The organism is Paenibacillus sp. L3-i20, from assembly GCF_022180385.2.
Classification (GTDB): Bacteria; Bacillota; Bacilli; order Paenibacillales; family Paenibacillaceae; genus Pristimantibacillus.
The window spans coordinates 1,442,990-1,468,330 of record NZ_BQME02000002.1; the positions used below are offsets into that span (position 1 = coordinate 1,442,990).

The 25,341-nt window shown below is 42.1% G+C and carries 33 protein-coding genes; 5 read left to right on the plus strand and 28 right to left on the minus strand.

Going from position 1 to position 25,341, the window contains the following annotated elements; translation table 11 throughout:
• Positions 1–45: 45 nt before the first annotated feature.
• The 12 genes from MFF31_RS20345 to MFF31_RS20400 all read right to left on the minus strand — a co-directional run bounded on the left by MFF31_RS20345 (position 46) and on the right by MFF31_RS20400 (position 8,887).
• A complete protein-coding gene (locus tag MFF31_RS20345; RefSeq protein WP_238190465.1) occupies positions 46–453 on the minus strand; it encodes an Asp23/Gls24 family envelope stress response protein in 408 nt (135 codons plus the stop codon).
• A gap of 102 nt (positions 454–555) precedes the next feature.
• Positions 556–1,944, minus strand: coding sequence for an acetyl-CoA carboxylase biotin carboxylase subunit (gene accC / locus MFF31_RS20350; RefSeq protein WP_238190467.1), 1,389 nt, complete (start codon positions 1,942–1,944; stop codon positions 556–558).
• Positions 1,945–1,991: 47 nt separating this feature from the next.
• Positions 1,992–2,492, minus strand: a complete 501-nt coding sequence (gene accB / locus MFF31_RS20355; protein ID WP_238190469.1) for an acetyl-CoA carboxylase biotin carboxyl carrier protein — start codon at positions 2,490–2,492, stop codon at positions 1,992–1,994.
• A 227-nt stretch (positions 2,493–2,719) separates the two neighbouring features.
• Entirely contained in the window at positions 2,720–3,334 is a 615-nt protein-coding gene (locus MFF31_RS20360) for a SpoIIIAH-like family protein (RefSeq protein WP_238190472.1), read from the minus strand.
• 217 nt (positions 3,335–3,551) lie between these two features.
• Positions 3,552–4,181 carry a stage III sporulation protein AG gene (locus MFF31_RS20365; RefSeq protein ID WP_238190474.1) on the minus strand — a complete coding sequence of 210 codons (630 nt, stop codon included), beginning with the start codon at positions 4,179–4,181 and terminating at the stop codon, positions 3,552–3,554.
• 29 nt (positions 4,182–4,210) lie between these two features.
• Positions 4,211–4,936: a stage III sporulation protein AF gene (gene spoIIIAF, locus MFF31_RS20370; protein WP_238192168.1), complete on the minus strand. Its 726-nt coding sequence runs from the start codon at positions 4,934–4,936 to the stop codon at positions 4,211–4,213.
• A gap of 177 nt (positions 4,937–5,113) precedes the next feature.
• On the minus strand, positions 5,114–6,337 hold the full coding sequence (gene spoIIIAE, locus MFF31_RS20375) for a stage III sporulation protein AE (protein WP_238190476.1): 1,224 nt from the start codon (positions 6,335–6,337) through the stop codon (positions 5,114–5,116).
• A 5-nt stretch (positions 6,338–6,342) separates the two neighbouring features.
• Positions 6,343–6,738 carry a stage III sporulation protein AD gene (spoIIIAD, locus tag MFF31_RS20380; RefSeq protein ID WP_238190478.1) on the minus strand — a complete coding sequence of 132 codons (396 nt, stop codon included), beginning with the start codon at positions 6,736–6,738 and terminating at the stop codon, positions 6,343–6,345.
• 9 nt (positions 6,739–6,747) lie between these two features.
• A complete protein-coding gene (gene spoIIIAC / locus MFF31_RS20385) occupies positions 6,748–6,951 on the minus strand; it encodes a stage III sporulation protein AC (RefSeq protein WP_197935305.1) in 204 nt (67 codons plus the stop codon).
• Positions 6,952–6,966: 15 nt separating this feature from the next.
• Positions 6,967–7,482, minus strand: coding sequence for a stage III sporulation protein SpoIIIAB (gene spoIIIAB, locus MFF31_RS20390; RefSeq protein ID WP_238190480.1), 516 nt, complete (start codon positions 7,480–7,482; stop codon positions 6,967–6,969).
• Complete coding sequence (gene spoIIIAA / locus MFF31_RS20395; RefSeq protein WP_238190483.1) at positions 7,479–8,519, minus strand: stage III sporulation protein AA; 1,041 nt, start codon at positions 8,517–8,519, stop codon at positions 7,479–7,481. The genes spoIIIAB and spoIIIAA overlap by 4 nt, the downstream gene beginning before the upstream one ends.
• Before the next feature lie 101 nt (positions 8,520–8,620).
• Positions 8,621–8,887 (minus strand): YqhV family protein, encoded by a 267-nt coding sequence (locus tag MFF31_RS20400; protein WP_238190485.1) that lies wholly within the window; start codon positions 8,885–8,887, stop codon positions 8,621–8,623.
• Positions 8,888–9,049: 162 nt separating this feature from the next.
• On the opposite strand from MFF31_RS20400, the gene MFF31_RS20405 reads away from it, so the two are divergent.
• Complete coding sequence (locus MFF31_RS20405) at positions 9,050–9,760, plus strand: 2-phosphosulfolactate phosphatase (RefSeq protein WP_238192169.1); 711 nt, start codon at positions 9,050–9,052, stop codon at positions 9,758–9,760.
• An 81-nt stretch (positions 9,761–9,841) separates the two neighbouring features.
• Here MFF31_RS20405 and MFF31_RS20410 read toward each other — a convergent pair whose 3' ends face one another.
• The 5 genes from MFF31_RS20410 to MFF31_RS20430 form a co-directional block, all read right to left on the minus strand.
• Positions 9,842–11,095, minus strand: coding sequence for an aspartate kinase (locus MFF31_RS20410; protein WP_238190487.1), 1,254 nt, complete (start codon positions 11,093–11,095; stop codon positions 9,842–9,844).
• A 126-nt stretch (positions 11,096–11,221) separates the two neighbouring features.
• Complete coding sequence (gene efp / locus MFF31_RS20415) at positions 11,222–11,779, minus strand: elongation factor P (RefSeq protein ID WP_238190489.1); 558 nt, start codon at positions 11,777–11,779, stop codon at positions 11,222–11,224.
• A gap of 28 nt (positions 11,780–11,807) precedes the next feature.
• The gene (locus MFF31_RS20420) at positions 11,808–12,881 is read right to left on the minus strand and encodes a M24 family metallopeptidase (RefSeq protein ID WP_282570601.1); all 1,074 of its coding nucleotides are present in this window, start codon (positions 12,879–12,881) and stop codon (positions 11,808–11,810) included.
• Between the two features lie 13 nt (positions 12,882–12,894).
• Positions 12,895–13,347 carry a type II 3-dehydroquinate dehydratase gene (gene aroQ / locus MFF31_RS20425; RefSeq protein ID WP_238190493.1) on the minus strand — a complete coding sequence of 151 codons (453 nt, stop codon included), beginning with the start codon at positions 13,345–13,347 and terminating at the stop codon, positions 12,895–12,897.
• Positions 13,348–13,437: 90 nt separating this feature from the next.
• Complete coding sequence (locus tag MFF31_RS20430) at positions 13,438–13,950, minus strand: YqhR family membrane protein (RefSeq protein ID WP_238190496.1); 513 nt, start codon at positions 13,948–13,950, stop codon at positions 13,438–13,440.
• 200 nt (positions 13,951–14,150) lie between these two features.
• Here MFF31_RS20430 and MFF31_RS20435 point away from each other — a divergent pair, with 200 nt between their 5' ends.
• Entirely contained in the window at positions 14,151–15,125 is a 975-nt protein-coding gene (locus tag MFF31_RS20435) for a DUF1385 domain-containing protein (RefSeq protein WP_375541338.1), read from the plus strand.
• A 438-nt stretch (positions 15,126–15,563) separates the two neighbouring features.
• Here MFF31_RS20435 and mntR read toward each other — a convergent pair whose 3' ends face one another.
• The 11 genes from mntR to MFF31_RS20490 all read right to left on the minus strand — a co-directional run bounded on the left by mntR (position 15,564) and on the right by MFF31_RS20490 (position 24,046).
• A complete protein-coding gene (gene mntR / locus MFF31_RS20440; RefSeq protein WP_238190499.1) occupies positions 15,564–15,986 on the minus strand; it encodes a transcriptional regulator MntR in 423 nt (140 codons plus the stop codon).
• 117 nt (positions 15,987–16,103) lie between these two features.
• Entirely contained in the window at positions 16,104–16,817 is a 714-nt protein-coding gene (locus tag MFF31_RS20445) for a cytochrome c biogenesis CcdA family protein (RefSeq protein ID WP_238190501.1), read from the minus strand.
• A 35-nt stretch (positions 16,818–16,852) separates the two neighbouring features.
• Positions 16,853–17,662 (minus strand): metal ABC transporter permease, encoded by an 810-nt coding sequence (locus MFF31_RS20450; RefSeq protein WP_238190503.1) that lies wholly within the window; start codon positions 17,660–17,662, stop codon positions 16,853–16,855.
• Complete coding sequence (locus MFF31_RS20455; RefSeq protein ID WP_375541369.1) at positions 17,646–18,461, minus strand: metal ABC transporter ATP-binding protein; 816 nt, start codon at positions 18,459–18,461, stop codon at positions 17,646–17,648. The genes MFF31_RS20450 and MFF31_RS20455 overlap by 17 nt, the downstream gene beginning before the upstream one ends.
• A gap of 70 nt (positions 18,462–18,531) precedes the next feature.
• The gene (locus MFF31_RS20460; RefSeq protein WP_238190507.1) at positions 18,532–19,554 is read right to left on the minus strand and encodes a metal ABC transporter solute-binding protein, Zn/Mn family; all 1,023 of its coding nucleotides are present in this window, start codon (positions 19,552–19,554) and stop codon (positions 18,532–18,534) included.
• A gap of 226 nt (positions 19,555–19,780) precedes the next feature.
• Entirely contained in the window at positions 19,781–21,766 is a 1,986-nt protein-coding gene (gene metG / locus MFF31_RS20465) for a methionine--tRNA ligase (RefSeq protein WP_238190509.1), read from the minus strand.
• Positions 21,767–22,221: 455 nt separating this feature from the next.
• Positions 22,222–22,458: a membrane protein insertion efficiency factor YidD gene (gene yidD / locus MFF31_RS20470; protein WP_238192170.1), complete on the minus strand. Its 237-nt coding sequence runs from the start codon at positions 22,456–22,458 to the stop codon at positions 22,222–22,224.
• Positions 22,459–22,475: 17 nt separating this feature from the next.
• Entirely contained in the window at positions 22,476–22,913 is a 438-nt protein-coding gene (locus tag MFF31_RS20475; RefSeq protein ID WP_238190511.1) for a Fur family transcriptional regulator, read from the minus strand.
• Positions 22,914–22,988: 75 nt separating this feature from the next.
• A complete protein-coding gene (locus MFF31_RS20480; RefSeq protein ID WP_248565545.1) occupies positions 22,989–23,219 on the minus strand; it encodes a hypothetical protein in 231 nt (76 codons plus the stop codon).
• A gap of 40 nt (positions 23,220–23,259) precedes the next feature.
• Entirely contained in the window at positions 23,260–23,460 is a 201-nt protein-coding gene (locus MFF31_RS20485; RefSeq protein WP_238190515.1) for a hypothetical protein, read from the minus strand.
• Between the two features lie 157 nt (positions 23,461–23,617).
• Entirely contained in the window at positions 23,618–24,046 is a 429-nt protein-coding gene (locus MFF31_RS20490; protein WP_238190517.1) for a hypothetical protein, read from the minus strand.
• A gap of 135 nt (positions 24,047–24,181) precedes the next feature.
• Between MFF31_RS20490 and MFF31_RS20495 the strand changes: the two genes are divergently transcribed.
• The 3 genes from MFF31_RS20495 to gerPC are packed head-to-tail and all read left to right on the plus strand — an operon-like array spanning position 24,182 to position 25,340.
• Positions 24,182–24,421, plus strand: coding sequence for a spore germination protein (locus tag MFF31_RS20495; RefSeq protein ID WP_238190518.1), 240 nt, complete (start codon positions 24,182–24,184; stop codon positions 24,419–24,421).
• Positions 24,418–24,627 carry a spore germination protein GerPB gene (locus MFF31_RS20500; protein ID WP_238190520.1) on the plus strand — a complete coding sequence of 70 codons (210 nt, stop codon included), beginning with the start codon at positions 24,418–24,420 and terminating at the stop codon, positions 24,625–24,627. Before MFF31_RS20495 ends, MFF31_RS20500 begins: the two co-directional genes overlap by 4 nt.
• A gap of 32 nt (positions 24,628–24,659) precedes the next feature.
• Positions 24,660–25,340 carry a spore germination protein GerPC gene (gerPC, locus tag MFF31_RS20505; RefSeq protein ID WP_238190523.1) on the plus strand — a complete coding sequence of 227 codons (681 nt, stop codon included), beginning with the start codon at positions 24,660–24,662 and terminating at the stop codon, positions 25,338–25,340.
• Position 25,341 lies beyond the last annotated feature (1 nt).

The window sequence follows — 25,341 nt, forward strand, 5'->3', positions numbered from 1 at the left end:
GCCCAATCACGAGGGGGTTGTACGAATTCAACGCTTTACACTTTATTATTTGACTCTGTTAATGCTTTCTTCCTCAACAAGCTTTTCAGTAGGCTTGAAATAAACGTCATGGATATGAACATTCACTTCCACTACATGCAGACCTGTCATCATCTCGATTGAACGTTTCACATTGACTTGAATGGCTGAAGCAATCTCTGGAATTTTGTTGCCGTATTCAACAATAATTGATACGTCAACTGCAGCTTCCCTTTGACCAACTTCTACCTTCACGCCTTTGGACAAATTTTTGCGACCGAGCAATTCAGCAATACCGCCTGCAAAACCGCCACTCATCCCAGCTACGCCTTCTACCTCAACTGCAGCAAGACCAGCAATAACTTCAATAACCTCAGGTGCAATCTGAATCGTACCGATTTCTGTTTTTTCATAATCAGCAGCTATCGTACTCATGTTCGTTGTACACCTCCCTAATATTGCGTGCACTTGGCTCTAGCCAAGCATTGATCCGCATCTTATTTATATACTATAACATTCAGCCTGAAATATGACAAACTAAAGAGACTTGTTTACATCTCTGCTGACAGTGAGATCAGATGCATTTATATCATGCTCTTCCAGAAATTTAATATCAAAATCCCCTTGTACAAACTTAGGATGATTAAGTAATTTAAGATGGAACGGAATTGTTGTACGAATACCTTCGATTGCAAACTCAGACAGAGCACGCTTCATTCTTGCAATCGCTTCTTCACGTGTAGATCCCCAAACAATTAACTTTGCAATCATCGAATCATAATGTGGAGAAATCGTATACCCAGGATATACTGCACTATCAACTCGCACCCCTGCTCCGCCAGGTGGCAAATAAAACGGGATATGCCCTGGTGAAGGCATGAAATTGCGTTCTGAGTCTTCCGCATTAATACGACATTCAATAGACCATCCATTAATAGATAAATCCTCCTGCTTGAATGAAAGAGGATTGCCTTCCGCAACTCTGATCATTTCTTTAATCAGGTCAACGTTCGTTATCATTTCTGTAACGGGATGTTCAACTTGAATACGAGTATTCATCTCCATAAAGTAAAACTTGTCATCCGGACCAAGAAGAAATTCTAGTGTTCCCGCTCCTGAATATTGAACTGCAAGAGCAGCACGAACAGCAGCAGAACCCATCTTCTCACGCAATTCAGGAGTCAAAATTGGACAAGGAGCTTCCTCAACCAGCTTTTGTCTTCTACGTTGCACAGAGCAATCACGTTCGAACAGATGCACCGCATTACCATGCTTGTCCGCCATAATTTGAATCTCTACGTGCTTCATGCCAGTCAAATACTTCTCCAAATATACGCCTGCATTGCCGAAAGCTTTTTGAGCTTCTTGCTGTGCTGTCGTAATTTGAGTAATTAATGAATCCTCATCATCTGCAATACGGATGCCTTTGCCTCCGCCGCCTGCAGTCGCTTTAATAATAACGGGATAACCGATTTCTCTAGCGACAATGATTGCATCATCCATGTTTTCGACTAGTCCATCAGAGCCAGGAATAATAGGCACATTAGCTGTTTTCATCGTAAGCTTAGCAACAGCTTTATCACCCATTTTACTAATTGCTTCTGGTGAAGGACCTATAAACGTAATATTACAAGATTCACAAATTTCAGCAAAATCAGCATTTTCTGCTAAGAAACCATAACCAGGATGGATAGCATCACATTCTGTTATTGTAGCAACGCTCATTATATTCGTTAAATTCAAGTAGCTATCTTTAGATGCGGTTGGACCGATACAGTAAGCTTCGTCCGCAAGTCGGACATGGAGCGAATCACGGTCTGCTTCAGAATAAACAGCAACTGTGCCGATTCCTAGCTCACGACAAGCACGAATAATTCGTACTGCGATTTCACCACGGTTTGCAATTAATATTTTTTGGAATTTCACGTAGGAACCCCTTTCAGACGACAGTTTCCCTATTGGGAACAAAAGTTTTAGTCCGCTTTAACAAGAAACAGCGGCTGGCCATATTCAACTAGCTGACCATTTGAGACCAACACTTCAACGATCTCACCTTTAACTTCTGCTTCCAGTTCATTCATCAGTTTCATCGCTTCCAAAATGCAAACGACAGACTTCTCTTGAACACGGTCACCCGCTTTAACAAAAGGTCCTGATTCCGGAGTCGGTGAACTGTAGAAAGTACCGACCATCGGCGAAACGATTTGATGAAGGTTTGCAGCCGGAGCTGGAATCGGAGCTGCTTCTTGAACAGCTGGCTGTCCGCTAGTAACTACAGGAGGCTGTTGTGGAGCCATCGCAAACGGAGTTTGTGAATATGTATGCGTAATTGGAGCCGCTTGCACATTCACCACTTCAGTTTTTCCTGGTTTACGGATATGCAGACGTGCTCCTTCGTTTTCAATTTCGAGCTCCTGAACGGATGTTTGATCAACCAACTTGATCAATTCTTTAATCTCGCTCAACTTGAACATGAACGTAATCACTCCTCTTCTTCACATAACGTTTAACATTATAACATAAAAAAACAACAAGACGAATCATTTTTTGTACAAGCCACCATTTCTAGCCCATCCGATCAATCAGTTACAATTATGATCTCATCTTCGAACTGGCAACTAAATAGTAGAATCACGAAAAACTCCGCTCGGATCGGCTGATTGCCGGTGTCGAACGGAGTCAGTTAAAGTACATTAGTTACTTATTGCGGAACAGGCACAAATTGTACTGAAATACGATCTGCATTTACTTCCATTGCAGTCATAACTTGATCGATTATGCTTGCTGCTTCTTTCTTCTCTAGCTTATCGCTAGTAACAACGACTTTGAATCGATCATTCTCTTCAGAAATCAACGCTATCTTATATTGTTCCATAAGCGCAGACTCCAAATTTTTGATGCGATCGAACTTCTCTTCCAATTGAGCCATCTTAGCTGATGCTGCAGCAGATTCCTCCTGTTTAAGGTTCACATTAGCAAGTTCCGACAAAATTTGATCATTCGCATCGGAATAACTTTTTTCACGCTTTGCAAGCAACTCACTGAATAATCCGCCTTGAGCAAATCCTTCTTCCTCCAATTTGTTAAGTACTTGCTGGTTAACTGCACTAATTTCGTTTACTCCCGTTGCTTTCATCACTTCGTCAACAACAACTTCGCCGCTCCCTGCTACCTCAGTTACATTTTGTTCCGGTGTTTTGCTGCCCGACAACTTATCAGCATCGTTCATGTCTTGCGTGAACAAGTAATAAGCGGATAAAATCACCATCAAACTAAGCATCGAAACCAGCCAAATTGTTTGTCTTTTTGTATTCATATACATCCTCCTCAAAGTTTTGTGAAGCAAAACTTGCTTCGTAAGCATTAACCCAAAGTTTTGTGAAGCAAAACTTGCTTCGTAAGCATTAACCCAAAGTTTTGTGAAGCAAAACTTGCTTCGTAAGCATTAACCCAAAGTTTTGTGAAGCAAAACTTGCTTCGTAAGCATTAACCCAAAGTTTTGTGAAGCAAAACTTGCTTCGTAAGTATCCATACTATTGCTTGCTTGGCACCACTGAAATACGACTAATCGGAACGTCTACACCTTTTTCTACTGCATTGATAATCAATCTTCTGACCATGGCGTTTTCTGCACCTTTTGCTACAATGATGACCCCACGGATTTTTGGATTAATCGTTTTGGTTATGATAGGCTTTTGGTCACCCGATACTTCATTCAAAACAACTTGGCCATCCTTGCCAATCGAAGTAATATGCCTCACTCCCCCATTTGGATCATTTTCGTTTGTGATCGTTTGTGTTTCTTGCTTATGTCTTTCAACGACGATTTCCTCAGTTGAGTCAATCGTGACCATCACATCAACAGTACCGACACCAACGATTTTCTCCAAAATCTCCTTCATCCGTGTTTCGAGTGTTCCTTCAATAGATTCAAAGGGAGAATTAGGGGATGTTTCTTTATTGGAGGTTCCATCAACCACAGGCAAAGGGTTCGTTTGCTGAAGTGAGGGCTCTACCCCTTTATAGGGTAAAAAAGAATTTATAAGCATGAGAACAGCTCCAATCCCTCCCACAATAAGAAGAATTCTGAGAGTCCGAACACGCTTGGGCCCGCTTGGACCACCACCTATTGCAGACTCTAATCCTTCTAACCATTTAGCCATTCCAATCATCCTCCTTCCCTTCAAATCCTTCACTTTGGAACATTTGGATCAGCTCGCTGACGGATAAAGATATTTTTTTTATGAACGCTCCAGCCTTGCGCCAAAACGCCTTGAATGGCGAGTGTTTCCGCCTTGTTCACTTTGATGTAGCCTACTCCAGCTTCTTCTTTATTCGATTCACTTGTTGCTGCTGGATTAACTTCAACACTTTCAACCTCTATATTTACAGCTACAGGTGCAATTTCCTTAACACTCGTATTCCCTTGTCCTTCTGAATCTCTATTAATTTGTGCCTTTAACGAAACGGTGATTGTCCCAATTTCGGGAACAGGATCCCCTTGTCCTTGTTTCTTCCAAGTAAGTTCAACATCAACCGATTCCACTTGATTTCCTGTCTGTTTTTCAATTTCCTTAAACATTGCTTCTTCTAGCGCAAGTTTTGTTAGCTTTGCTGCTTCTTGATTTCTTTTACTTCGAATTTCATTTGCTCTATTTTGAATTTCTTCAAGAGTCGGCATCTTCACATTGCGTTCCATCGCTTGTTCATTCCAAATTTCCATCCCAGCATCTAATCTTGCACTCATATCAGCTTGCAAGAGACGAAGAATTGGCGAAAGTATCGTAAGCAGTATAAACAATCCGATCACAAGCCTTGCATAACGCTGCATAGCTTTGTTCGGGAGCATCAGCTCTACCAATACGGCGAGTAGGATGACCGCAATAATATCTCTAAGCCAATCGCTTAACCACGCCATCACATTGAGCTCACCTCCCCCAAAGTTTTGCGAAGCAAAACTTACTTCGTAAGCAAGTGCGAAGCAAAACTTACTTCGTAAGCAAGTGCGAAGCAAAACTCACTTCTTAAGCAGCAGCGAAACAAAACTCGCTTCGCAAGCAATTACAGAGCAAAACTTTCTTCGAAAGTCTATTGCTCAACGAACCATAATTGCAGCATTACCAGCGGTCAAAATGATCGTTACTGCCAAAAAGAACATGAGACTAACAGCAGCAAGTGCAGCAAACACGTATATCATCGTCTTACCAATCGTCTGCAAGCATCCCACGATTGGAGAGTCGCCAAGCGGCTGCATAATAGCGGCCGAGATGTTATAGATTAGCGCTAGCGTTAATATTTTTAATGCTGGAAAAGCACTCAAGAACAATAATATGATAACGCCCGCTAAACCAATTGCATTTTTTGCGAGCATCGAGGCCGAAATAACCGTGTCTGCCGCATCCGAAAACATTCTGCCCACTACCGGAACAAAGTTGCCTGTGACGAACTTAGCCGTTCGTAAAGTCACTCCGTCTGTTACTGCTCCAGTTGCTCCTTGGACTGAAATAACACCTAGAAATATAGTAAGCAACACACCAAGCAGACCAACAGCGATTGTTCGAAGTAGATTAGCAAGCTGTGTCACTTTAAATTTTTCTGACAAGGCACTGGCGATATGAAGCACAGCAGAGAAAAACAATAATGGAAATACAATCGTGTAGATGACGGTACCTACAACATGGATCATAAAAATAATGAGTGGATGCAGAACCGATACCGTAATTAGACTACCCATTGAAGCAAGCAACGTGAGGAGAAGCGGCACCATAGCAAGCATGAAAGTAATCATGTTTTCAATAGCTTCTCTTGCGTAACCAATTGCCACATGAAAGCTGTTGACAGCTATAATAACAAGCACCATATATGTGATCGAATATGCAACTTTACTGATCGTATTTCTTTCAAAAGCGTTTTGCAGCGTCTCAAGTACCATACTAAATACGGTTAGCATAATGATTGTGACGAGTAGTTTTCCATTGTAGAGCACCTCATGCCATAAATACTTGAGCAGTCCTTGAAACACGTCCAACAGATTCATTCCTCCGCCCGGCATAAGCATTTCACCGAAGCTTGGTACACCTTGATCTGGGAAATAGCCGCCATAATCACTGCGGAGCTTGTTCCAATAATGCTCGACAGGTTCTGTCCCAAGTCCGCCAAGCTGTTCTTCTGTCAGTTCTTTGGCTGTAGGTGTCGTAGTCGTTCCATTAGGCTCACCTTCAGCTTTGCTAATCGAAGACATAAACGAGAAGCAAAATAATGTAACGAACAGGAACAGCAACAGTTTGGCCCTGCTTCGCATGTCACTTGACGGCAACATATTGGTCAACTCCCCGCCGGCAGCAATCCGATGACGGTCTCGACAATAACGCTGATAATCGGTATAGCCATGACGAGAATGAATACTTTGCCGGCAAATTCTATTTTTGAGGCGATGCTCTCTTGCCCCGCATCTCGTACAATTTGTGCTCCAAACTCGGCAATATAAGCGATTCCGATTATTTTCAGCACCGTCTTCAAGTAAATAGAGGGTATGCCGGAGCGATTCGCTAAATCTTCTAATACTGTAATGACTGCTTCAATCTTGCCGATTACATAAAGAAAGATAAAAAGTCCTGTAAATGCTGCTAGAAGGAAAGCAAACATCGGCTTCTGTTCTTTTACTACTAGTATGAGTACGGATGCCATTAAGCCGATGCCGACAATTTGTATAATCTCCACTTCGTTCACCTACTGGAACAAAAAGATCGTTTTGATTTCCTGGAACAATTCATTGAGCATCCGAACGACCATAAACAAGACGACTACAAATCCGATAACGGTGACCCAATGCGCCATGTCTTCCTTTCCCATCTGCTTCAGAACGGAATGAATCATTGCGATGATAATGCCGATCCCAGCGATTTGAAATATGGCGCTAACATCGATATTCATAAGCAGCGCACCCTCTTACACCATCAAAATGACGATCAGCACAGCGAACAGCACTCCGAGACTTTTCCACATTTTCTCATATCGTCCTTGATCGTCTCTTGCTGCGTCCTCTTCAGCTTTAAGTTGTAATAAAGCTAGTCGCAGATGTTTCATTTGATCCTCTTTATCGCTTATGCCAAGTGTTGATCCGAGCCGCAGAATGACTGCCTGCTCGTTACTTTTCATAGAAGTTTCGCCCCAATGGGCTTTAATCGCTTCTCCCCAGCTCTCTTGAAACGACAGTCCTTCCGCCTTCAATACACCTGAAGCTGCTGATCTTAACATCGAGGCTAGAGGCTCGGATGCAGCATCTGCTGTCCTCTCTAGCGCCTCAGGAAGTGGCGTATGACCATAGCCGATTTCCGTTTCCAGCCTTTGAAGTACATGTGCAAGCTGCTTCAACTGCTTTGGTCGTTCGGAAAATCGTGCAGCCTGTTGAAAACCAATCAATGTGCCTGCAAGCAGTATGAGGACTGCTCCAATCAACTTCATAGCTCATCAACTCGGCTTCGCCCCATGATGCTGAGAGAACCATGAGCATGTATATGTTCCTTGCCTCTTGTTGAAGGGGTATCCAACATGGTTTTTGCGCTTACAATGCGATGCATGACTCCGTCGTTTGTTCGCTTCAACTCCACTATTTGCGTGAATGTCCCATCCTGAACCAACTTCAGAAGTTCTGGTCGTCCTTTCGCATCATGAATGTCAAAGGCATGTGCAGTCGCAATGACACTTACCCCTGCATGGCTCGCTTCACGAATTGCATCAGCATCCTCCGGCCGACCTATCTCATCAACAATCAGCACCTCAGGGGACATCGAACGAAGAAGCATCATCATTCCTTCTGCCTTAGGACAAGCATCCATCACATCTGTTCTTGGACCAACATCAAAAGTAGGTATGCCTCTAACACATGCTGCAATTTCAGATCTTTCATCAATGATGCCTACTTTTTTACCACCGCTTCCATTAGAGTCGCTGCCTGTCCAAAGTCCATAACTAGTTGATCTAGCGATATCTCTTACCAATGTTGTTTTACCTTGCTGAGGCGGTGCCAATATGAGTGTTGAACTAATTGATCCTCGCGTTCGGTCTATCAGCTTAGGCATAAGATGCCTAGCAGCTCCTATGACTTCACGCGCGATTCGGATGTTGAAGCCCCCGATATCCCGGATTCCCCGCACCGTTCCACCGTCTAGAATCGTCCGACCTGCAAGCCCGATTCGATGTCCACCCGATACGGTAATATATCCTCGCCGAAGCTCCTCTTCCATGGCGTATAACGAATAATTCGTTATTCGCTCCAGCAGCTTTCTACACTGCTCTGCAGTTGGTTTGAACGCTCCATCTGAGAGTTGTCTGAGCGCCCCGTCAGTTGCCACGAATTTGGAAATTCCTCGGTAAGCGATCTCCAGTGGTCGATCTTCCCGAATTCTTATTTCTTCAAGCATCCCTTTGACATCTAGAGGAAGTTGATCAAGCAGCTTTTTCACCTCTAGCGGCAATAAATGCGATACATGGGATAGCATACTTCCATCACTCCCCTTTGATTGTCTAACGTCGTTACATATGTATGCTTGTCAGATGAAAATATGTCTTTCATTTCTGTTTCTGCTAGATTTGTAATCTATTATTTTTTCAATATGCCAATCATCAAACAAGTAACACCAACAGCCACCCAAATAAACTTCGAAGCAGAAAGCTTATCAGACAGACCTACAAGACCAATAGTCGTTGTTGCTATTAGAATTAGCGGCCCGATTAATGCCAGCGATGAATTTACGATAAGTGACTTTTCGATGTCATTCATTCGAAGCATAATTAATGCTGCGCACAGCTCGATGCTGCCTGACAATATTCGAAGCATTGCCATACTAAGAACTATTTTGTTCAACACATTCCGTGGACCTCCTTTCACTTTTATGGATGTCTTATGTATATGCTTGCTTGTCTCCATTTCATGCAGGGCACCTGCCTACATGTGGCAGCATATAGTAAATAATTAATCGATCATGCAAACAATTACGATTAAATGATTCAAGAAAGAAGGAATTGTGTGATGCATGTCCAGGTCATATCCAGTGTGAATGAATCATGTTCCGCTAAGTTTCATCATAAAACGGCACTTGTAATCGATGTGTTGCGCGCAACAAGCACAATTGTAACGGCACTTTCTGCCGGTGCAACAAGTGTAGTTCCTGCCGAAACGGTTATGGATGCCAGGGCGATGCAGCTTCCTGGCGATATTCTTGGGGGAGAACGTTTTTGCCGGAAAATCGCAGGCTTTGACCTTGGTAATTCACCAAATGAATATACAGAGCAAAGTGTCGGAGGACGCAGAATCATTTTGACTACAACAAACGGCACACGTGGCATACACAAATCAATGCGAGCTGATCATATTATTGTGGCGTCATTACTAAACGCAGAAGCTTGTGCTCGATATGCATTGGAACTGCGCCGGGATATCGTTATTCTGTGTGCTGGAAGTCATGATGACTTTGCAATTGAAGATGGTTTATGCGCAGGCTTGTTACTCGATTGCTTAAAGAAACAAAGTAGTAATCCAATAGACGTTGATGACTTCGGCCATGCGATGCATTCTCTTTATCGTGATCGAGCAGATAGAGTGTTCGAAACCCTTCTGAACAGTCTCTCTGGTAAAAGACTGCAAAAGCTAGGCTCACGTGATGATATTGAAACTTGTTCGACAATTAATAAAATAAATCATGTACCCTATTTGAATGGTGATCAGCTCATACTTCGTTAATAATTTTGCGGCAAAAAAAATAGAGAGGGCATCCCGTCTGGGACACCCTCTCCTTTATATTGGTATAAAGTTATATAAGTACTATCTGCGTTCCGACGGTCCACCTACGAATGCTTGCTCATCTGCGTCTAAACCGTAAACAGTATGAAGCGCTTGAACAACTTCTTTAAGAGGCTCAGATGCGATGATGCATGAACATCTAATTTCAGAAGTGCTAACCATCTTGATGCTAACTCCCAACGAGGAAATAGCTGTGAACATCTTCGCTGCAACACCCGGATTACTAACCATGCCTGCTCCGACAATGGATACTTTCACTAAACCTGCTTCTGAAGTTGTCTCCCTGTAAGGTACCGTTTTCCGATTTCCCTCAATGACCGAGATTGCTTTATCTCTATCTTCGCCGGATAAGGTGAAGGAAAAGTCCGCTTTGCCATCTTGAACACCGCTTTGAACGATAATATCTACATCAATGCCATTATCAGCGAGTGCACTGAACACATTCGCAAGTACGCCTGGCAAATCTTCAACACCCAAAATGCTGATTCTTGCTACATTTTTATCAAAAGCAATTCCGCGAACGACCACGCCTTGTTCCATGACCGCATCCTCCTTCACACTTGTACCTTCATTTTGTGTAAAACTTGAACGAACGACAAGACGCACATTATTGTGCTTAGCATACTCAACAGCACGAGGGTGCAAGACTGCTGCACCAAGATTAGCTAGCTCCAGCATTTCGTCATATGAGATTTCTTCAAGCTTGCGAGCGTTTTTTACTACACGTGGATCAGTCGAATAAATACCGTCCACATCCGTATATATTTCACAAATATCAGCATTGAGTGCTGCTGCTAATGCAACCGCAGTCGTATCCGATCCGCCTCGACCCAGTGTTGTAATATCACCGGTTTCGCTCATTCCTTGGAAGCCCGCTACAACAGCGATATTACCGCCTTCCAAAGCTTTAAATAGTCGATCTGGCTTAATATCGGTTATTTTCGCTTTTCCATGTACATCATTTGTGATCATGCCAACTTGCCAGCCTGTAAATGACTGTGCCTTACCGCCTAGCTGATGTATGCTCATCGAAAGCAGCGCTATCGATATTTGTTCACCTACGGTTAAGAGCATATCCATCTCACGAGCAGGAGGGTTAAGGTTAAGTCCCTTCGACTGATCAATTAAATCGTCTGTCGTATCTCCCATCGCCGAAACAACAACGACGATGTCATTTCCACCTTGCTGCCTTTCGATAATGCGCTTTGCTACTCGCTGCATTCTCTCAGGCGTTCCAACAGAACTACCACCAAACTTCATCACGATCAAAGACAACGCCGTCCACTCCCCAACCCCGACATATACATACAAGTTCATATTATACCATAGCAGCCTTATTCGTGGGTATATCCAATAACAAAAAAACCGTCCGATTTACTCGGACGGTTCTTATGGAAGTGACTAAGCTCTTGAGATGTATTTGCCTTCACGTGTATCAACAAGAAGCACATCGCCTTCGTTAATAAACAAAGGAACTTGTACACTTAAGCCCGTTTCAACTTTTGCACTTTTAGTTGCGCCTTGAGCCGTGTTACCTTTAACGCCTGGCTCAGTTTCAACAACTTTAAGTTCAACGCTGTTCGGCATTTGAATGCCTAGAATTTCGCTTTGGTAGCTGGAAATGTTAACGTTCATGTTTTCTTTCAAGAAGTTAAGTTCCCACTCCAATTGATCCTTGTCTAGGTTGAATTGGTCATAAGTTTCATTGTCCATAAACGTGTACTCGGAACCGGAGTTGTACAAGTACTGTACAGCGCGGTTTTCGATAATCGCACGGCCGATTGTTTCACCTGCACGGAACGTTTTTTCTACTACGTTGCCATTACGCAAGTTTTTTAGCTTGGAGCGAACGAATGCCGCACCTTTACCTGGCTTAACATGTTGGAAATCTAGAACGGTATAGATGTCGGTATCTACTTGTACCGTTAAACCTGTCTTAAAATCGTTTACTGAAACCATCGCTGATTCCCTCCTGAATGAATAATCCTTACCCCAAGCAGATTAGCTCTTTCGGGGATGAGGTTAATATTTTAATACCGGATTCCGTAATAACGATGTCATCTTCGATCCGTACGCCGCCGAAGCCTGGAATATAGATGCCTGGTTCTACCGTTACTGTCATGCCGGGGGTTAAAATCGTTTCGCTAAGTTTGGACAATCTTGGTGCTTCATGGATTTCCATACCAAGGCCATGCCCGGTTCCATGACCAAAGTGATCGCCATAACCATACTTCGTAATAATATCACGTGTCAATGCATCTGCTTCTCTTCCCGTCATACCCGGACGGATATGTTCAAGGGCATGAAGCTGAGCTTCCAGTACGATATTATGAATTTCGCGGTGTTTATCACTCGGCTTGCCGATGACAACTGTACGAGTCAAATCAGAGCAATAGCCTTTGTAATAAGCACCAAAGTCTAATTTAATGAACTCATCAACACCAATTATACGATCACTAGCAACACCATGCGGCAATGCTGAGCGCTCTCCTGATGCTACGATAGTATCGAAAGATGAGCTTGTTGCACCGTTGCTGCGCATGAATACTTCCATTTCCAGCGCTACATCAGTTTCTCTCATACCACTGCGGATAAGTCCAATAATATAAGCGAAGGTACGATCAGCAAGATCAGCAGCTTCTTGCATGACTGCAAGCTCTGACTCATCCTTAATCATTCGTAGCTTCTCCACAAGTCCAGCTGTTGGCTTAAGCTCAATATCACCTAAAGTGTTCGTCCATTGAACGAATTCTCCATAGTTTACATGATCCTGCTCAAAGCCAAGCTTTCGTATCCCCAATTGTGATAGAACTTCTCTAACATCATTCAGCGGATCAGTTCCATGCTCGATGATTTCAAATCCAACTACTTGCTGGGCCGCTTGTACACGATATCGGAAATCCGTCAGCAGATAACTTTTCTCAGATGTAATAAGTACAAATCCTGATGATCCCGTAAAACCGCTAATGTAGCGACGGTTATAAGGGCTGCCGATCAATATTGCTTCCAATTGCAAGTCATCCAAAAGCTTTCGAAGCTGGTTTACTCGATTCATCGTCATCATTTTCTCCCTTTCAAGCCTTGCTATCGCCGCTAGGCACTTGCCCTGCAATCGCATCCAGTGCAAGCACATAACCTAATGCGCCGAAACCGGCAATTTGACCTACTGCTATTGGGGCTACCACTGATACGTGCCTGAATGCTTCCCTCTTATGAATATTGGACAAGTGTACCTCAACGACAGGTAAAGAAACCGCAGATAGTGCATCACGAATCGCATAACTGTAGTGCGTCCATGCTCCTGGATTAATAATTATTCCGTCATCGTTGCCATATGAACTATGTATACGGTCAATCATTTCGCCCTCATGATTTGTTTGGAAAAAAGAAACCGAAATATTAAGTTCTTCTGCCCTCTTCCTCACCAGCAACTCAATTGCAGCTAGTGACTCCTTGCCGTAAACACCAGGTTCTCTAATGCCAAGCATATTCAAGTTAGGACCATTCAAAATAGTAATTTTGCGCATACCAGCACCTCCTAAGCAACCGTCATACATCTATCGTCGAAGATCACTAGACATTTTACCACAAATGTCCGCTCCTTGAGAAGTAATATGTCAAGACTTCATTGTAACCGGCTCTCTTGAAACTTCATCAGTGAATTCAAATGCGATGGAATAACCAATAAAAACACCCCATAACAAGAAAATACAGAACTCTGTATAGATCGTATTCCAACCAATTTTCGTGATCCATTTCATCATTCCAACTGCTGGCCCAATCCCAATAAAAATAATAACCCACCACACTAACCCATACAATACACCTGGCCAGGGACCTTTAAGTTTACGGAATAAGGCGATATATAATAAGGCTGCTACAATAGAAAATAGTATAAAGCTACCTATCCCATATATGACACCCCAACCTGATTTCAGAAACGAATGACGAAAAAATGGATCGAGAAGAAATCCAGGTACTACTTTTGTAAACTTCATACTGTAACAGAACCAGTGTATAATTCCCCAAATTAACCCTCCAAAGAAACCAATCTTAATCGCATATAACCATTTATTTGTTTTATATTGTTCCTCTTTCTCTCTACCCTTCTGCGATTGAAGTTTTTTCATCCCTCTATCTCCTTCTGCATGAAATATTAACCCTGTAGATACTAGTATGTGGATATGCGCGCATATGTAATCACAGCTCTCAGAAGGGACCTCTGAGCAATTTGACGATTACTCGCAATTACCTAAGAGATCAAGTACAATAGAAACATAAATTCTAGAGATATCTCATTGATGAGATATACGCTATCAAGGAAGGTGACATGCACTTGCCGCAAGATTCTCGTAACATATATGGCGGACAAGCAGTTATTGAAGGCGTTATGTTTGCAGGCAAACACGTTAACGTAACAGCTGTCAGACGCAAAAATGAAGAGATCGTTTTTTATGAAGTGCCTCGCGCATCTCAAAAGTGGGTACAGTATTTAAAAAAAGTACCACTTCTTCGTGGAGTAGTTGGTATCGTTGAATCCAGTGCCAAAGGATCACAGCATCTAAATTTCTCGATGGAAGCATACGCAGAAGATGAAGCTGAGGAAGAGTCGAAGAATAATCCAACAGCAGCAGTAGTCAAGGAAACAGAGAAAAAGAGCGGCTTCAGCCTAGGTATGGTAATCAGCGTCGCAGTTGCTGGCGTCTTATCCTTCATATTCGGAAAGCTGATCTTTACTGCTGTACCAGCGGCGTTAGAAGAATTATTGTTCAGCGGGTTATTCGAAAATAAAGTCGGTCATAATTTATTAGAAGGTCTTATAAAAATTATTTTGTTGCTTGCTTATCTGTACTTCATTTCTTTGACACCTTTAATTAAGCGGCTGTTCCAGTATCATGGCGCAGAGCATAAAGTAATAAGCGCTTATGAAGCTGGTGAAGAACTTACGGTCAGCAATGTGCAAAAGTATAGTAGACTGCATTACCGTTGTGGTTCCAGCTTTATCGTATTTACAGTTATCGTAGGCGTATTCGTATACTCATTGCCTTTTTTTGTTTGGGAATCAATTTGGGAAAGAATTTATATTAGAATATTATTGCTGCCATTAGTACTTGGGTTATCCTATGAAGTGTTGCGACTTACAAACGCTGTCCGAGAACTTCCAATATTGCGTTTCCTCGGCTATCCTGGCCTATGGTTGCAACTTCTTACAACTAAGGAGCCTAAGGACGAACAGGTTGAAGTATCCATCGCCTCATTCAATCGGATGCGCGAGTTGGATGCTCAAATAACAGCATCGAAATAGGTACATTCGTAATTCGTAAATGGAAAGGTGTGATGGCGTTGTTCAAACGTTCGAAAGGATTTAGTATTGGAACAATGATTATATTTACTCTAATGGCGATAGGATTAATTGTTGGACTGAGTCGGAATGCCGGCTCATTACTACTACCTATCATCGTATTGGGGGGAATATTTCTCCTTTACAAATATCCACCATCCTTCCTCAACAGAAGTCAATCACGGCATAATCGATCCCATGTTGTGCAGAGTCGCACTGTCCCTATGAAATCAAAGAGGGATCGGCCACGATCAAAAACAGTTCCATTTAGAGTAATCGAGGGTGGAAAAGACGACGATGATCGTCCAAAATACCATTAACAATTAAATCAAAAAAGTGGCTGCGCAGATTAAAAATCTGCACAGCCACTTTTTTGTGATCAAATAGGATCTACGATATTAACTACTCCGTATCCATTTCTGATCTAAGAGCTTTAAGCTCGTCCATTCTCTTGCTATCGCGCTTAAAATATTCAACCAACGTTTCAATACATGTAATTGAATCCCAGCTAAGATGATGTTCAATTCCTTCTACATCTCTATAGATATTCTCTTCTTGTACACCAATCGTCTCAAGAAAAGACTCCAGCAGATGATGTCGATCTACAAGTCGTTTACCCATCTTCTTACCTTTATTGGTTAAAACAAGTCCACGATACTTCTCATAAATTAAGTAATTATCCTTATCGAGCTTCTGGATCATCTTCGTAACAGAAGACGGATGAACCTCCAAACCCTCGGCTATATCTGAAACGCGCGCGTAGCCCTTCTCATCTATAAGCTTATAAATACGTTCCAAGTAATCTTCCATGCTCGGAGTCGGCACCTAAGAACCTCCTAACCTTGCTTCATCATCTAGTATTCTCAGCATCACTCTAAGTATCATACACTTTTCAACTAGCGAACTGCAACTTGATCAACATTAACCCTAAGTTAACTATGCTTAAAACTGAAGCCACTGTGGAGTAATTGAATTTAACCAAATTGTTATTTTTATCATCTGATCCGTGAATAACAATATGCCCATTACTATCATAATAGCTCCGCCTACCTTCATGACAGTAGCGGAATATTTAAGAATCCAACGCGCCGTCCCAAGGAAAAAGGCAAGTATAAAGAACGGAATTGCAAAACCAAGAGAGTAAGCTGTTGTAAGTTGGAACCAAGTCCCTGGTTCAGATGCCGCTAGACTAAGTATAGCTGTAAGTACTGGACCTGTGCACGGAGTCCATCCCGCTGAAAATCCAATACCGAATATGAATGAGCCGAAATAAGTAGCTTTTTTCGGAATAAAGTTCATTCTCCGCTCTTTCATTAGTGCTCGTGGTTGAAAGATACCAAGTAGAAACAATCCCATCAAAATAATTAATATTGCAGACAATTGCCGGATTAAATCATTATATTCGCTGAAAAATTCACTAAACATATTCGCTCCATAACCGAGCGTGTAATAAATAATACTAAAACCTAAAATAAAAAATAGCGTATGCGTCATCATTAGCATACGTTTCCCCTTCGTAATTTGGGAGTCCTTTATCTCAGAAACTGATATTCCAGTTATGTAGGACAGATACGATGGATAAAGCGGTAAGCAGCATGGTGAAATAAAGGAGGCAAATCCTGCACCTAATGCTAACCAAATATTAATATCTGACAACCAAGATCACCTCTTCTTACGAGAATCGTTCCCCATCAACGCCCTGATTTAACTCCCCGACGGAACAGGAGCAATAAGAGCAAAATTGCTATTAATAGTAATACAATTGTTCCTCCCGGAGCCAAATTCCAAACTCCAGCAACAATTAAACCAACAATAACGGCAACCTCACCAATAATTACGACAGTAAATATACTTTGCTTGAAGCTTCGCGCGATAACTAAACTACAAGCAGCTGGTATCGTCAATAAAGCAGATACTAACAAAGCACCAACAATTTTTATAGAAACACTTATTACTAGAGCTGTAAGCACGCTAATCATAACATTATAGAATCTGACGGGCAACCCGCTAACCGCAGCAGCCTCTTCATCGAAAGTAATGAGAAAGAGCTCCTTTACCTGCAGACCAATAACTAGTAGGACGATCGCTGTTACTCCACCAATAATATATAAATCTGTATTGTTTAACGTATAAATACTTCCGAATAAATAACTGTTTACGTTCATTGAAAAGCTTTGACCCAGCGTGAAGAGCAATGAAGCAAGTGCTATACCGCCTGACATTATAATAGCAAGTGACAATTCTGCATACGTTTTATAAGCTTTACGGAGTTTTTCGATTGCGAATGAAGCAATTATGGCAAAGATAAGTCCCATTAGCAGCGGATAGACGCCTGTTAAAAAACCTAATGCTACCCCCGCTATAGCTACATGCGACAAGGTGTCACCGATCATTGACAACCTCCGCAAAACTAGAAACTGCCCTATGAGTGGTGCTGTAATTCCAATAAATAAACCGCCAATTAATGCTCTCTGAAAAAATTCACTAGTTAGAATCTCCAACCTGATTAACCTCTCTCCCTCTTTCCATTTTCTTTCGCAATCCTTTAAGACTGTGAGCTAAATTATTTTCTATACAATCTTGTGTCTCATGAGAATGTTTAATATAAAGTTTTAACTTGCCCGAAGTTGAAGCAGGTTCCTGTCCTAAATATCCTTTAATCATTTCCATATCATGCGATACCATCAAAAACGTCATATTGTGATGTTGATGCATATGTTTGATCATATGGAAAAAGCTCTCTTGCGTTTCGGCATCAATGCCGACTGTAGGCTCATCCAATATGAGCAGTGATGGGTTGTTAATAAGCGCTCTTGCCAAAAACACTCGTTGCTGCTGTCCTCCCGATAGTTGACCGATTCTTTTTTCACCTAAGTCAACAATACCCATCGCCTCAAGTGCATCTATCGCTTTTGTTTGATCGTCCTTAGTTACTCTCTTAAACAACTTCGAACGACCATATAATCCGGACAATACAACTTCTTTAACTGTAGCAGGGAATTGCGGATTTAAAGCATTTTTCTGTGGTACATATCCGATTCGATCCCATTGTTTAAACTGCTCAATAGGCTGTCCGAACAAGCGAATGCTACCCTTACTAGGTTTATTCAAACCTACGATCATTCGTAGTAAAGTTGTCTTACCAGCACCGTTTGTACCAATCAATCCAATGAAGTCACGTTCCTTCACTCCAAAGCTTACGTCTGTCAAAACGGTTTTGTGCTGGTACGAAAATGACACATTTTGTACTGATATGACTTCATTATGGCAGCTCGCATTTGCCTCTGAACGTTCATTCATAGTTAACATGATTCCACTCCTAACAACAAAAATGGAGCTGAATCAGCTCCGAATTAGTTAATGATCTACTCTATTGTAATGCTTGCATCAAATTTTGCAAGTTGTGTTGCATGAGATTCAAATACGTTTCTCCTGCCTTCTCTTGCTCCTTCGTTAAACCTTCCAAAGGATTAAGCACCATCGTCTTTACTTTTGCTTCGCTAGCAAGCATTGTAGCGAGTTGATCCGAAACAAGCTCTTCAAAGAAAATATATTTAACATCATTTTCCTTCACAAACTTAGCAATTTTTATAATGTCTTGCGCTCGTGGTTCAGCATCCGGGTTTATTCCCATAATTGCGGTTTGCTTTAAATTGTAGTCTCTTGCCAAATAGCCGAAAGCATGATGAGATACGACCATATTCCGTTGCTTAGCTTTTCCTAGTTCTGCAGTATATTGATTATCCAATGTTTTAATTTTATCTAACACAACCTCATAGTTGGCAGTATAAACGTCTGCATTAGCTTTATCTGCTAACACTAAGCTATCTTTCACATTTTGGGCCAATATTAATGCGGACTTCGGACTTACCCATGTATGAGGATCTATATCGCTAGAATGGCTGTGACCGTGTTCTTCCTCACTATGGTCATGAGCTTCTTCTATAAGCTCTGCATTACTATTAATAAGCGGTATACCCAAGCTCATTTCTTTCGTCACTACACCACTATCCGAAGACAATCCCTTTAAGAAATCATCAACCCAGGTCTCTAGTCCCGCTCCATGATAGAGAAACAACTCTGCTTTAGATGCTTTGTTTAGATCCTGACTCTTGGGTGTCCAATCATGCGGTTCTATACCTGCTGCGATAAGATTATCAACTTGAACATGTTCTCCACCAATTTCAGTTGCTAAGTAATAGATTGGGTAAAAGCTAGTTACTACGTTAAGTTTCTCCACCACTGCTTCGGCATCTTTAGTTGGAACGACTGTTGTTGAGGTTGGCGTCTCATTATTGGGAGTGTTCGTTTTGCCACATGCAGCAACAACTAACATTGCACACAATACGAGTACTATTGATATCCATTTCGATCGGAATTTGTTCGTTTTCATCTATTATTCTCCATTCTAATTGCTGTCGTCTTCTCTTTATAGTAATCGTTATGATTACGTTTAGAATTATACGGCTGTTATTAGCCCATGTCAATATACAATTCATACAAGAAAACAAATATAAATTCTACTATGTTCTTTGCCCTTCAGTACTAGCTTAGTACAAAAAAAGTCGTTCCATACCCTAAGCGGGAATGAAACGACTTCTATATACATGACATTTCTCTTACTTAACAATTGCCCCATTCGGCATTGAATCTGGTACTGTTGCAAGAGTTAATTGATCGCCATGGGAAGCGGCGAGAATCATACCTTGTGACATTTCACCACGTAACTTCACGGGCTTAAGGTTCGTCACACATATAACCTTTTTCCCTACAAGCTCATCTGGTTTATAGAACTTCGCTATTCCGGAAACGACCTGACGCTTCTCATAACCAAGATCGAGTTGTAGCTTCAGCAGCTTATCTGCTTTGGCAACCGGTTCAGCAGACAATACTTGAGCTACTCTTAGCTCTACCTTTGCAAAGTCATCAATCGCAATTTCTTCTTTGCCCTCTTCTGCTCCAGCAACTGACTTCTCAATGCTCGCCGAAGATTGAACAAGCTCTTCGGATTTAGCAGGAGTACCACCGCTCATCGACGATGCAATAAAAGCGACTTCCTCTTCCATTTCGAGACGAGGGAATATTGGTGAACCTTTACTGACTTTCGTTCCACCTGGCACGCTGCCAAATGCGCGCATACTTTCCCAACTTGTAAGCTCACCATCAGCTAGGCCTAGTTGCTCCCACATTACACGAGGCGAATGAGTGAGGAATGGTTGCAGCATGATAGAAATAATTCGAAGAGATTCAGCTAAATGATGCATAACAGAACCCAATTCTTCTCTCTTCGTCTCATCCTTAGCAAGCGTCCAAGGTTGTGTCTCATCGATATACTTATTCGTACGGCTTACAAACTGCCACAATGAGGTTAGAGCTACTGAAAACTCCATTCGCTCCATTGCATTTTCAACTTGTTCAATTGTTTCTGTCGCTAATTGTTGAAGCGAGGAATCAAATGGCGTCACCGTACCAGAGTATGCTGGTACAGCTCCTTCGAAATATTTGTCGATCATCGCAACGGATCTGTTTAATAAGTTTCCTAAATCATTAGCCAAATCAAAGTTGATGCGTTCTACGAAGTTTTCAGGAGTAAATGCACCATCTGCACCGAAAGGAACTTCGCGAAGCAAGTAGTAACGAAGTGCATCAAGACCATAACGTTCAATTAGCACAACAGGATCAACTACCGTTCCCTTTGACTTCGACATCTTCCCTTCTTTTGTAAGCAACCAGCCATGAGCAAATACTTTTTTAGGTAGAGGTAGTTCCAAAGCCATTAGCATAATTGGCCAATAGATCGTATGGAAACGTACAATTTCTTTACCTACTAAATGTACATCCGCTGGCCAAAATTGTTTGTACTTATCGTCTTTCCCTTCATCACCGAAACCAAGTGCTGTAATGTAGTTAGACAAAGCGTCAATCCATACATAGATAACATGCTTCGGATCTCCAGGAACTTTAATTCCCCAATCAAACGTAGTGCGAGACACAGCCAAGTCTTCAAGACCCGGTTTAATAAAATTGTTGATCATCTCATTTTTGCGGGATTCCGGTTGGATAAACTCAGGATGATCCTCATAATATTTCAGAAGACGATCCGCGTATTTGCTCATCCGGAAGAAATAGCTTTCTTCTTTGACTAATTCTACTGGTCTTCCGCAGTCAGGGCAGTTTCCGTCACTCAATTGTCTCTCCAAAAAGAAAGATTCGCATGGCGTACAATACCAGCCTTCATACGTACCTTTGTAGATATCATCCTGCTTGAGCAGTTGTGCAAAAATCTTCTCAACAACTAGCTTATGACGCTCTTCCGTTGTACGAATGAAGTCATCATTAGAAATTTCAAGCTTAGCCCATAGCTCTTTTATTCCGACAACAATGTTATCAACAAATTGCTGTGGTGTTTGATCCTTTTCTTTAGCCTTACGCTCAATCTTCTGACCATGTTCATCTGTGCCTGTCAAATAATGTACATCGTAACCGCGTAAGCGCTTGTACCTAGCCATAGCATCGCCCGCAACCGTTGTGTAGGCATGACCAATATGGAGTTTGTCACTTGGGTAATAGATTGGCGTTGTAATATAAAATGATTTGTTCGTCATGGATAGTTCCTCCTGTTTTTCTGAATACCAGATAATAATTTTGCGCATTTTCCCAATTTCAAAAAACGCAAAAAACTCCCGTCCAACATGGGACGAGAGTTGTTACTCACGTGGTACCACCCAACTTCCAGCTACGCTCCATATCACTCTAGTGTTCCAAATCTAGAGCAATTAAGCCGGTTCGCAACTGCTTCATACGTCGCCTTCTGACGACAATCGTCATTAACGCTGACGTTACGCCTCTCCCTTACCGAATATGCAATCTCGGCTCGAAAGGGGGCCTCCAGGACCATATTCCAACATTGCCCCTGCCGGCTTGCACCATCTTGCCCGGCTCTCTGCGAAGGGTTCTCCGTTGTACTCATCCATTCATCGGCTTACTTATATTTCACAAATATATCTAATTCATTGACATGCTGTCAAGCAAGGACAATTCTTTTTTTGTGCATGTTACCCTATTTCTCTGCTGCACGAGGAGCAGCGTCCGGTACAGGATCAAACCCGCCGGGGTGAAACGGATGACACCGACCAATTCGTTTGGCTGCAAGCCAAGCTCCTCTGGCCGCACCATGCTGTTCAATTGCTTCTAGCGCATATGCAGAGCAAGTAGGGTAGAATCTGCACGTTGGTGGTTTCCACGGTGAAATGGCCTTGCGATAAAAATGGACTGGCGCCTTTACAATACGCCGCATCATTCGCTTATCACCTTTCATTGCTGTTCTGCTGAAGCTTCATCCTGGAAACATTCCTTGCAGTATCCAAACACTTCAAATTTGTGCTTCACTACTCGAAATTGTTCCGGTACTGTTGTTTGTTCCATTGGGCAGAACTTAATGGGATATGTGATTCCACATTGCAAACATATCATATGATGATGGTGATGTTCTTCCCTGCAATGCAGTTTAAACTTAGCACCTTCCTCGAACACAACCTGCTCCAGCACACCCAGTTCTTCCATCACTCTCAAATTACGATAAACAGTATCAAAGCTTAAACCGGAATACGTTTTGCCCATAAATTCATAGACGTCCTTCGGCGACAAGTAACCTGGCGTTTCCGCGAACAACTTTGCTAGCGTCTTACGTTGATCCGTAACGCGCAGCCCTTGACTCGACATTCGGCTAACGATCTCTTCTATAGTATGCATTGTCGATCCTCCGAATATGAAAGTTTCTCTCTTTATAATGCCGAAAAAAAGAACTCTCGTCAATGAGAGCCCCTGTTATCCATTTATCTTCATGTTCATAACAAAGCTAGCGCACATCGCAATGAATAATATAATCGTAATCACAATTAATATTTGACGACGTGACTTTAATGATTTAAGTTTTTCGGGAGCAGCCGCTTGTGACTTCCCTTCCGTGTAAGCTCTTTGCATAAACAAAGTAACAATTGCGGATGTAACAAATAATATATTCACAATAAACCATACTGCGGTCCAGAACAATCTCATACCCCCAAGGTTAACCCTTAATCTAGCTCGATCGACATCGTCATATGTACCATTTGTTAAGTATAAACATAAACACGCTAAAGCTTACAATCGCACCCCCGAAGCAAAACCAACCTACACGAAACTTTTGCTGGAACATACGAAGAATTCCAAAGCTCAATAAACCAAAAATGAGCAATAGAAATATAACTCCAAGTATAAACAACGTAGACGATACGCCGCTTACATCAACTAATGACATGACGACACTCCTTCTTCAGCCCAAAATATTCACTTTATTAGCCATTATAAGGGATACACCGTTCATTATCCAGCCGCTGTAACAACTAATTCCAGACTTTTTCGTGACAAATCGAAAGAGCGCATCATTGAGATACGCTCTTTTGCAATATACCAATCTAATCCCACTGGATTTGACACTCTACAACTTTACGGTTTCTTATTCTTTTACGTAATTTAACATAAAGAATCTCATCTTTAACCGAAGTGCGGCATATCCGAGGTTGTATGAGCTTAGACAGCTTTACAAGCTCATGCTTCCCTCCAGGGAGTCCTTCGATTCGGAGCATATCCTCTCGGACAAGTAACCTAATCCCACCACGGACATAACCAGGAGGCAGCTTGAATTTGACTACGATATATTGCTTCGATTCTGTAATCGTTGCAGAACGGGAACCGGTTATATGACCTGCTACATCAGGCAGAGCTTTGGTCATCATTTTCCGAACGAAGTGCTCTACCCAATCTGGTTCACGCAGCACTTCGAAGCCTCGAGGCAGCTTTTGACCCTCCATCCACCGTTCAAGATCCTCCCATTTCGAAGTCATTCCACAATTCACCTGCCTCCTATCTTTCTCTTACCATATGCGAATGCCTACTCACAGGATACATATTCATCGGTAACCTCTAGGCGAATGCCGCATAGAATATCAAATATCGAGAAGATGACGGGAGTGATGCAAATGCCATCAGTTGTCGGTTTTGTCAAAATTGTAAGCGTCGGATCAGCCTCAATCGTTCAATTCGGCGATACCGTCCAGGTGTCACCTTCAAGCAATTCCAAAGCCTACGCAGGTTCCGGTTCATTCTTAACGGGAAGCTTAACAAATTCCAATTCCGCTGTTAGTGCTACTAATTCGGTAGACCCTGACCTTCAAGATAATGTGAACAATGAAATTGGTAATGGGGTGAATGCAATTTGAGCTGGACTATTCATCAACAAATTACGATTCATCAATTACGTGTGGACAGCGTATCGAACAGTTCTGTCTTGCAAGTTGGTAGTGCTGGCGCAATTCGTTCGTTGTCACAGCTTTATAATAGTGGAGGATTTACTGGACCAGCGCCACAACTAGGCGAAGAAAATCCTCTGTCATTCGTTCCATTACCAAGCCCAGCTCAAATATAGATCAATTCGTTCGCATGGAGGGGAATTACAAGATGAAAGAACAAAATCAGCTTTCTCCATGGCAGGTCTGGTCCAATGCTGTTGAGCAAAGGCTTAAGAATAACAAATTACAAATCGAGCAATTGGAATGTACAGTGGCCGATCTATGTGCTCAGCTCAAGAAGTTGGAAGCAAAACCAACCTATAATATCGAAAGCATTGAATACCACTTTGACCAGCTTAAAGTGGAAAAGCTTGATGGTACTCTTAACATTGGAATGACTGCTCCAGGCATGGGAGGAAATGGTGGGAATGGAGTAGAGCCATTCTCAAGCAATATCGAGCAACTCTCCGTCAATAATCAAAACCAATATCCATCAGCTAGCCCTGCTATTACGCCGCCCGAAGGACCCTATAACGATATTTTCAGGAAGCTAAATCATTTTCTTGATAACGATGCCCCCCACTTACTCATGCAACATGAAGATGCATTAACACTGCCTCTGGACCCCTATCATCGCAAAATAATAATCGAAGATGTTCGGAAGCAAATGCCAACCCGTATTCACTATTATTTGCAACGGATGAAGAAAGAAGATAAGGAGGCACTCGACGCATATCCTAATCTCCTTATCGACGATGTATATGGCAAAACAAAACAGGATGCAGAAACAGCGATCAGTGCGTATATGCGACAATTGAAAGAAGGAAATGCACTGCCGGGAGGACTTTAGT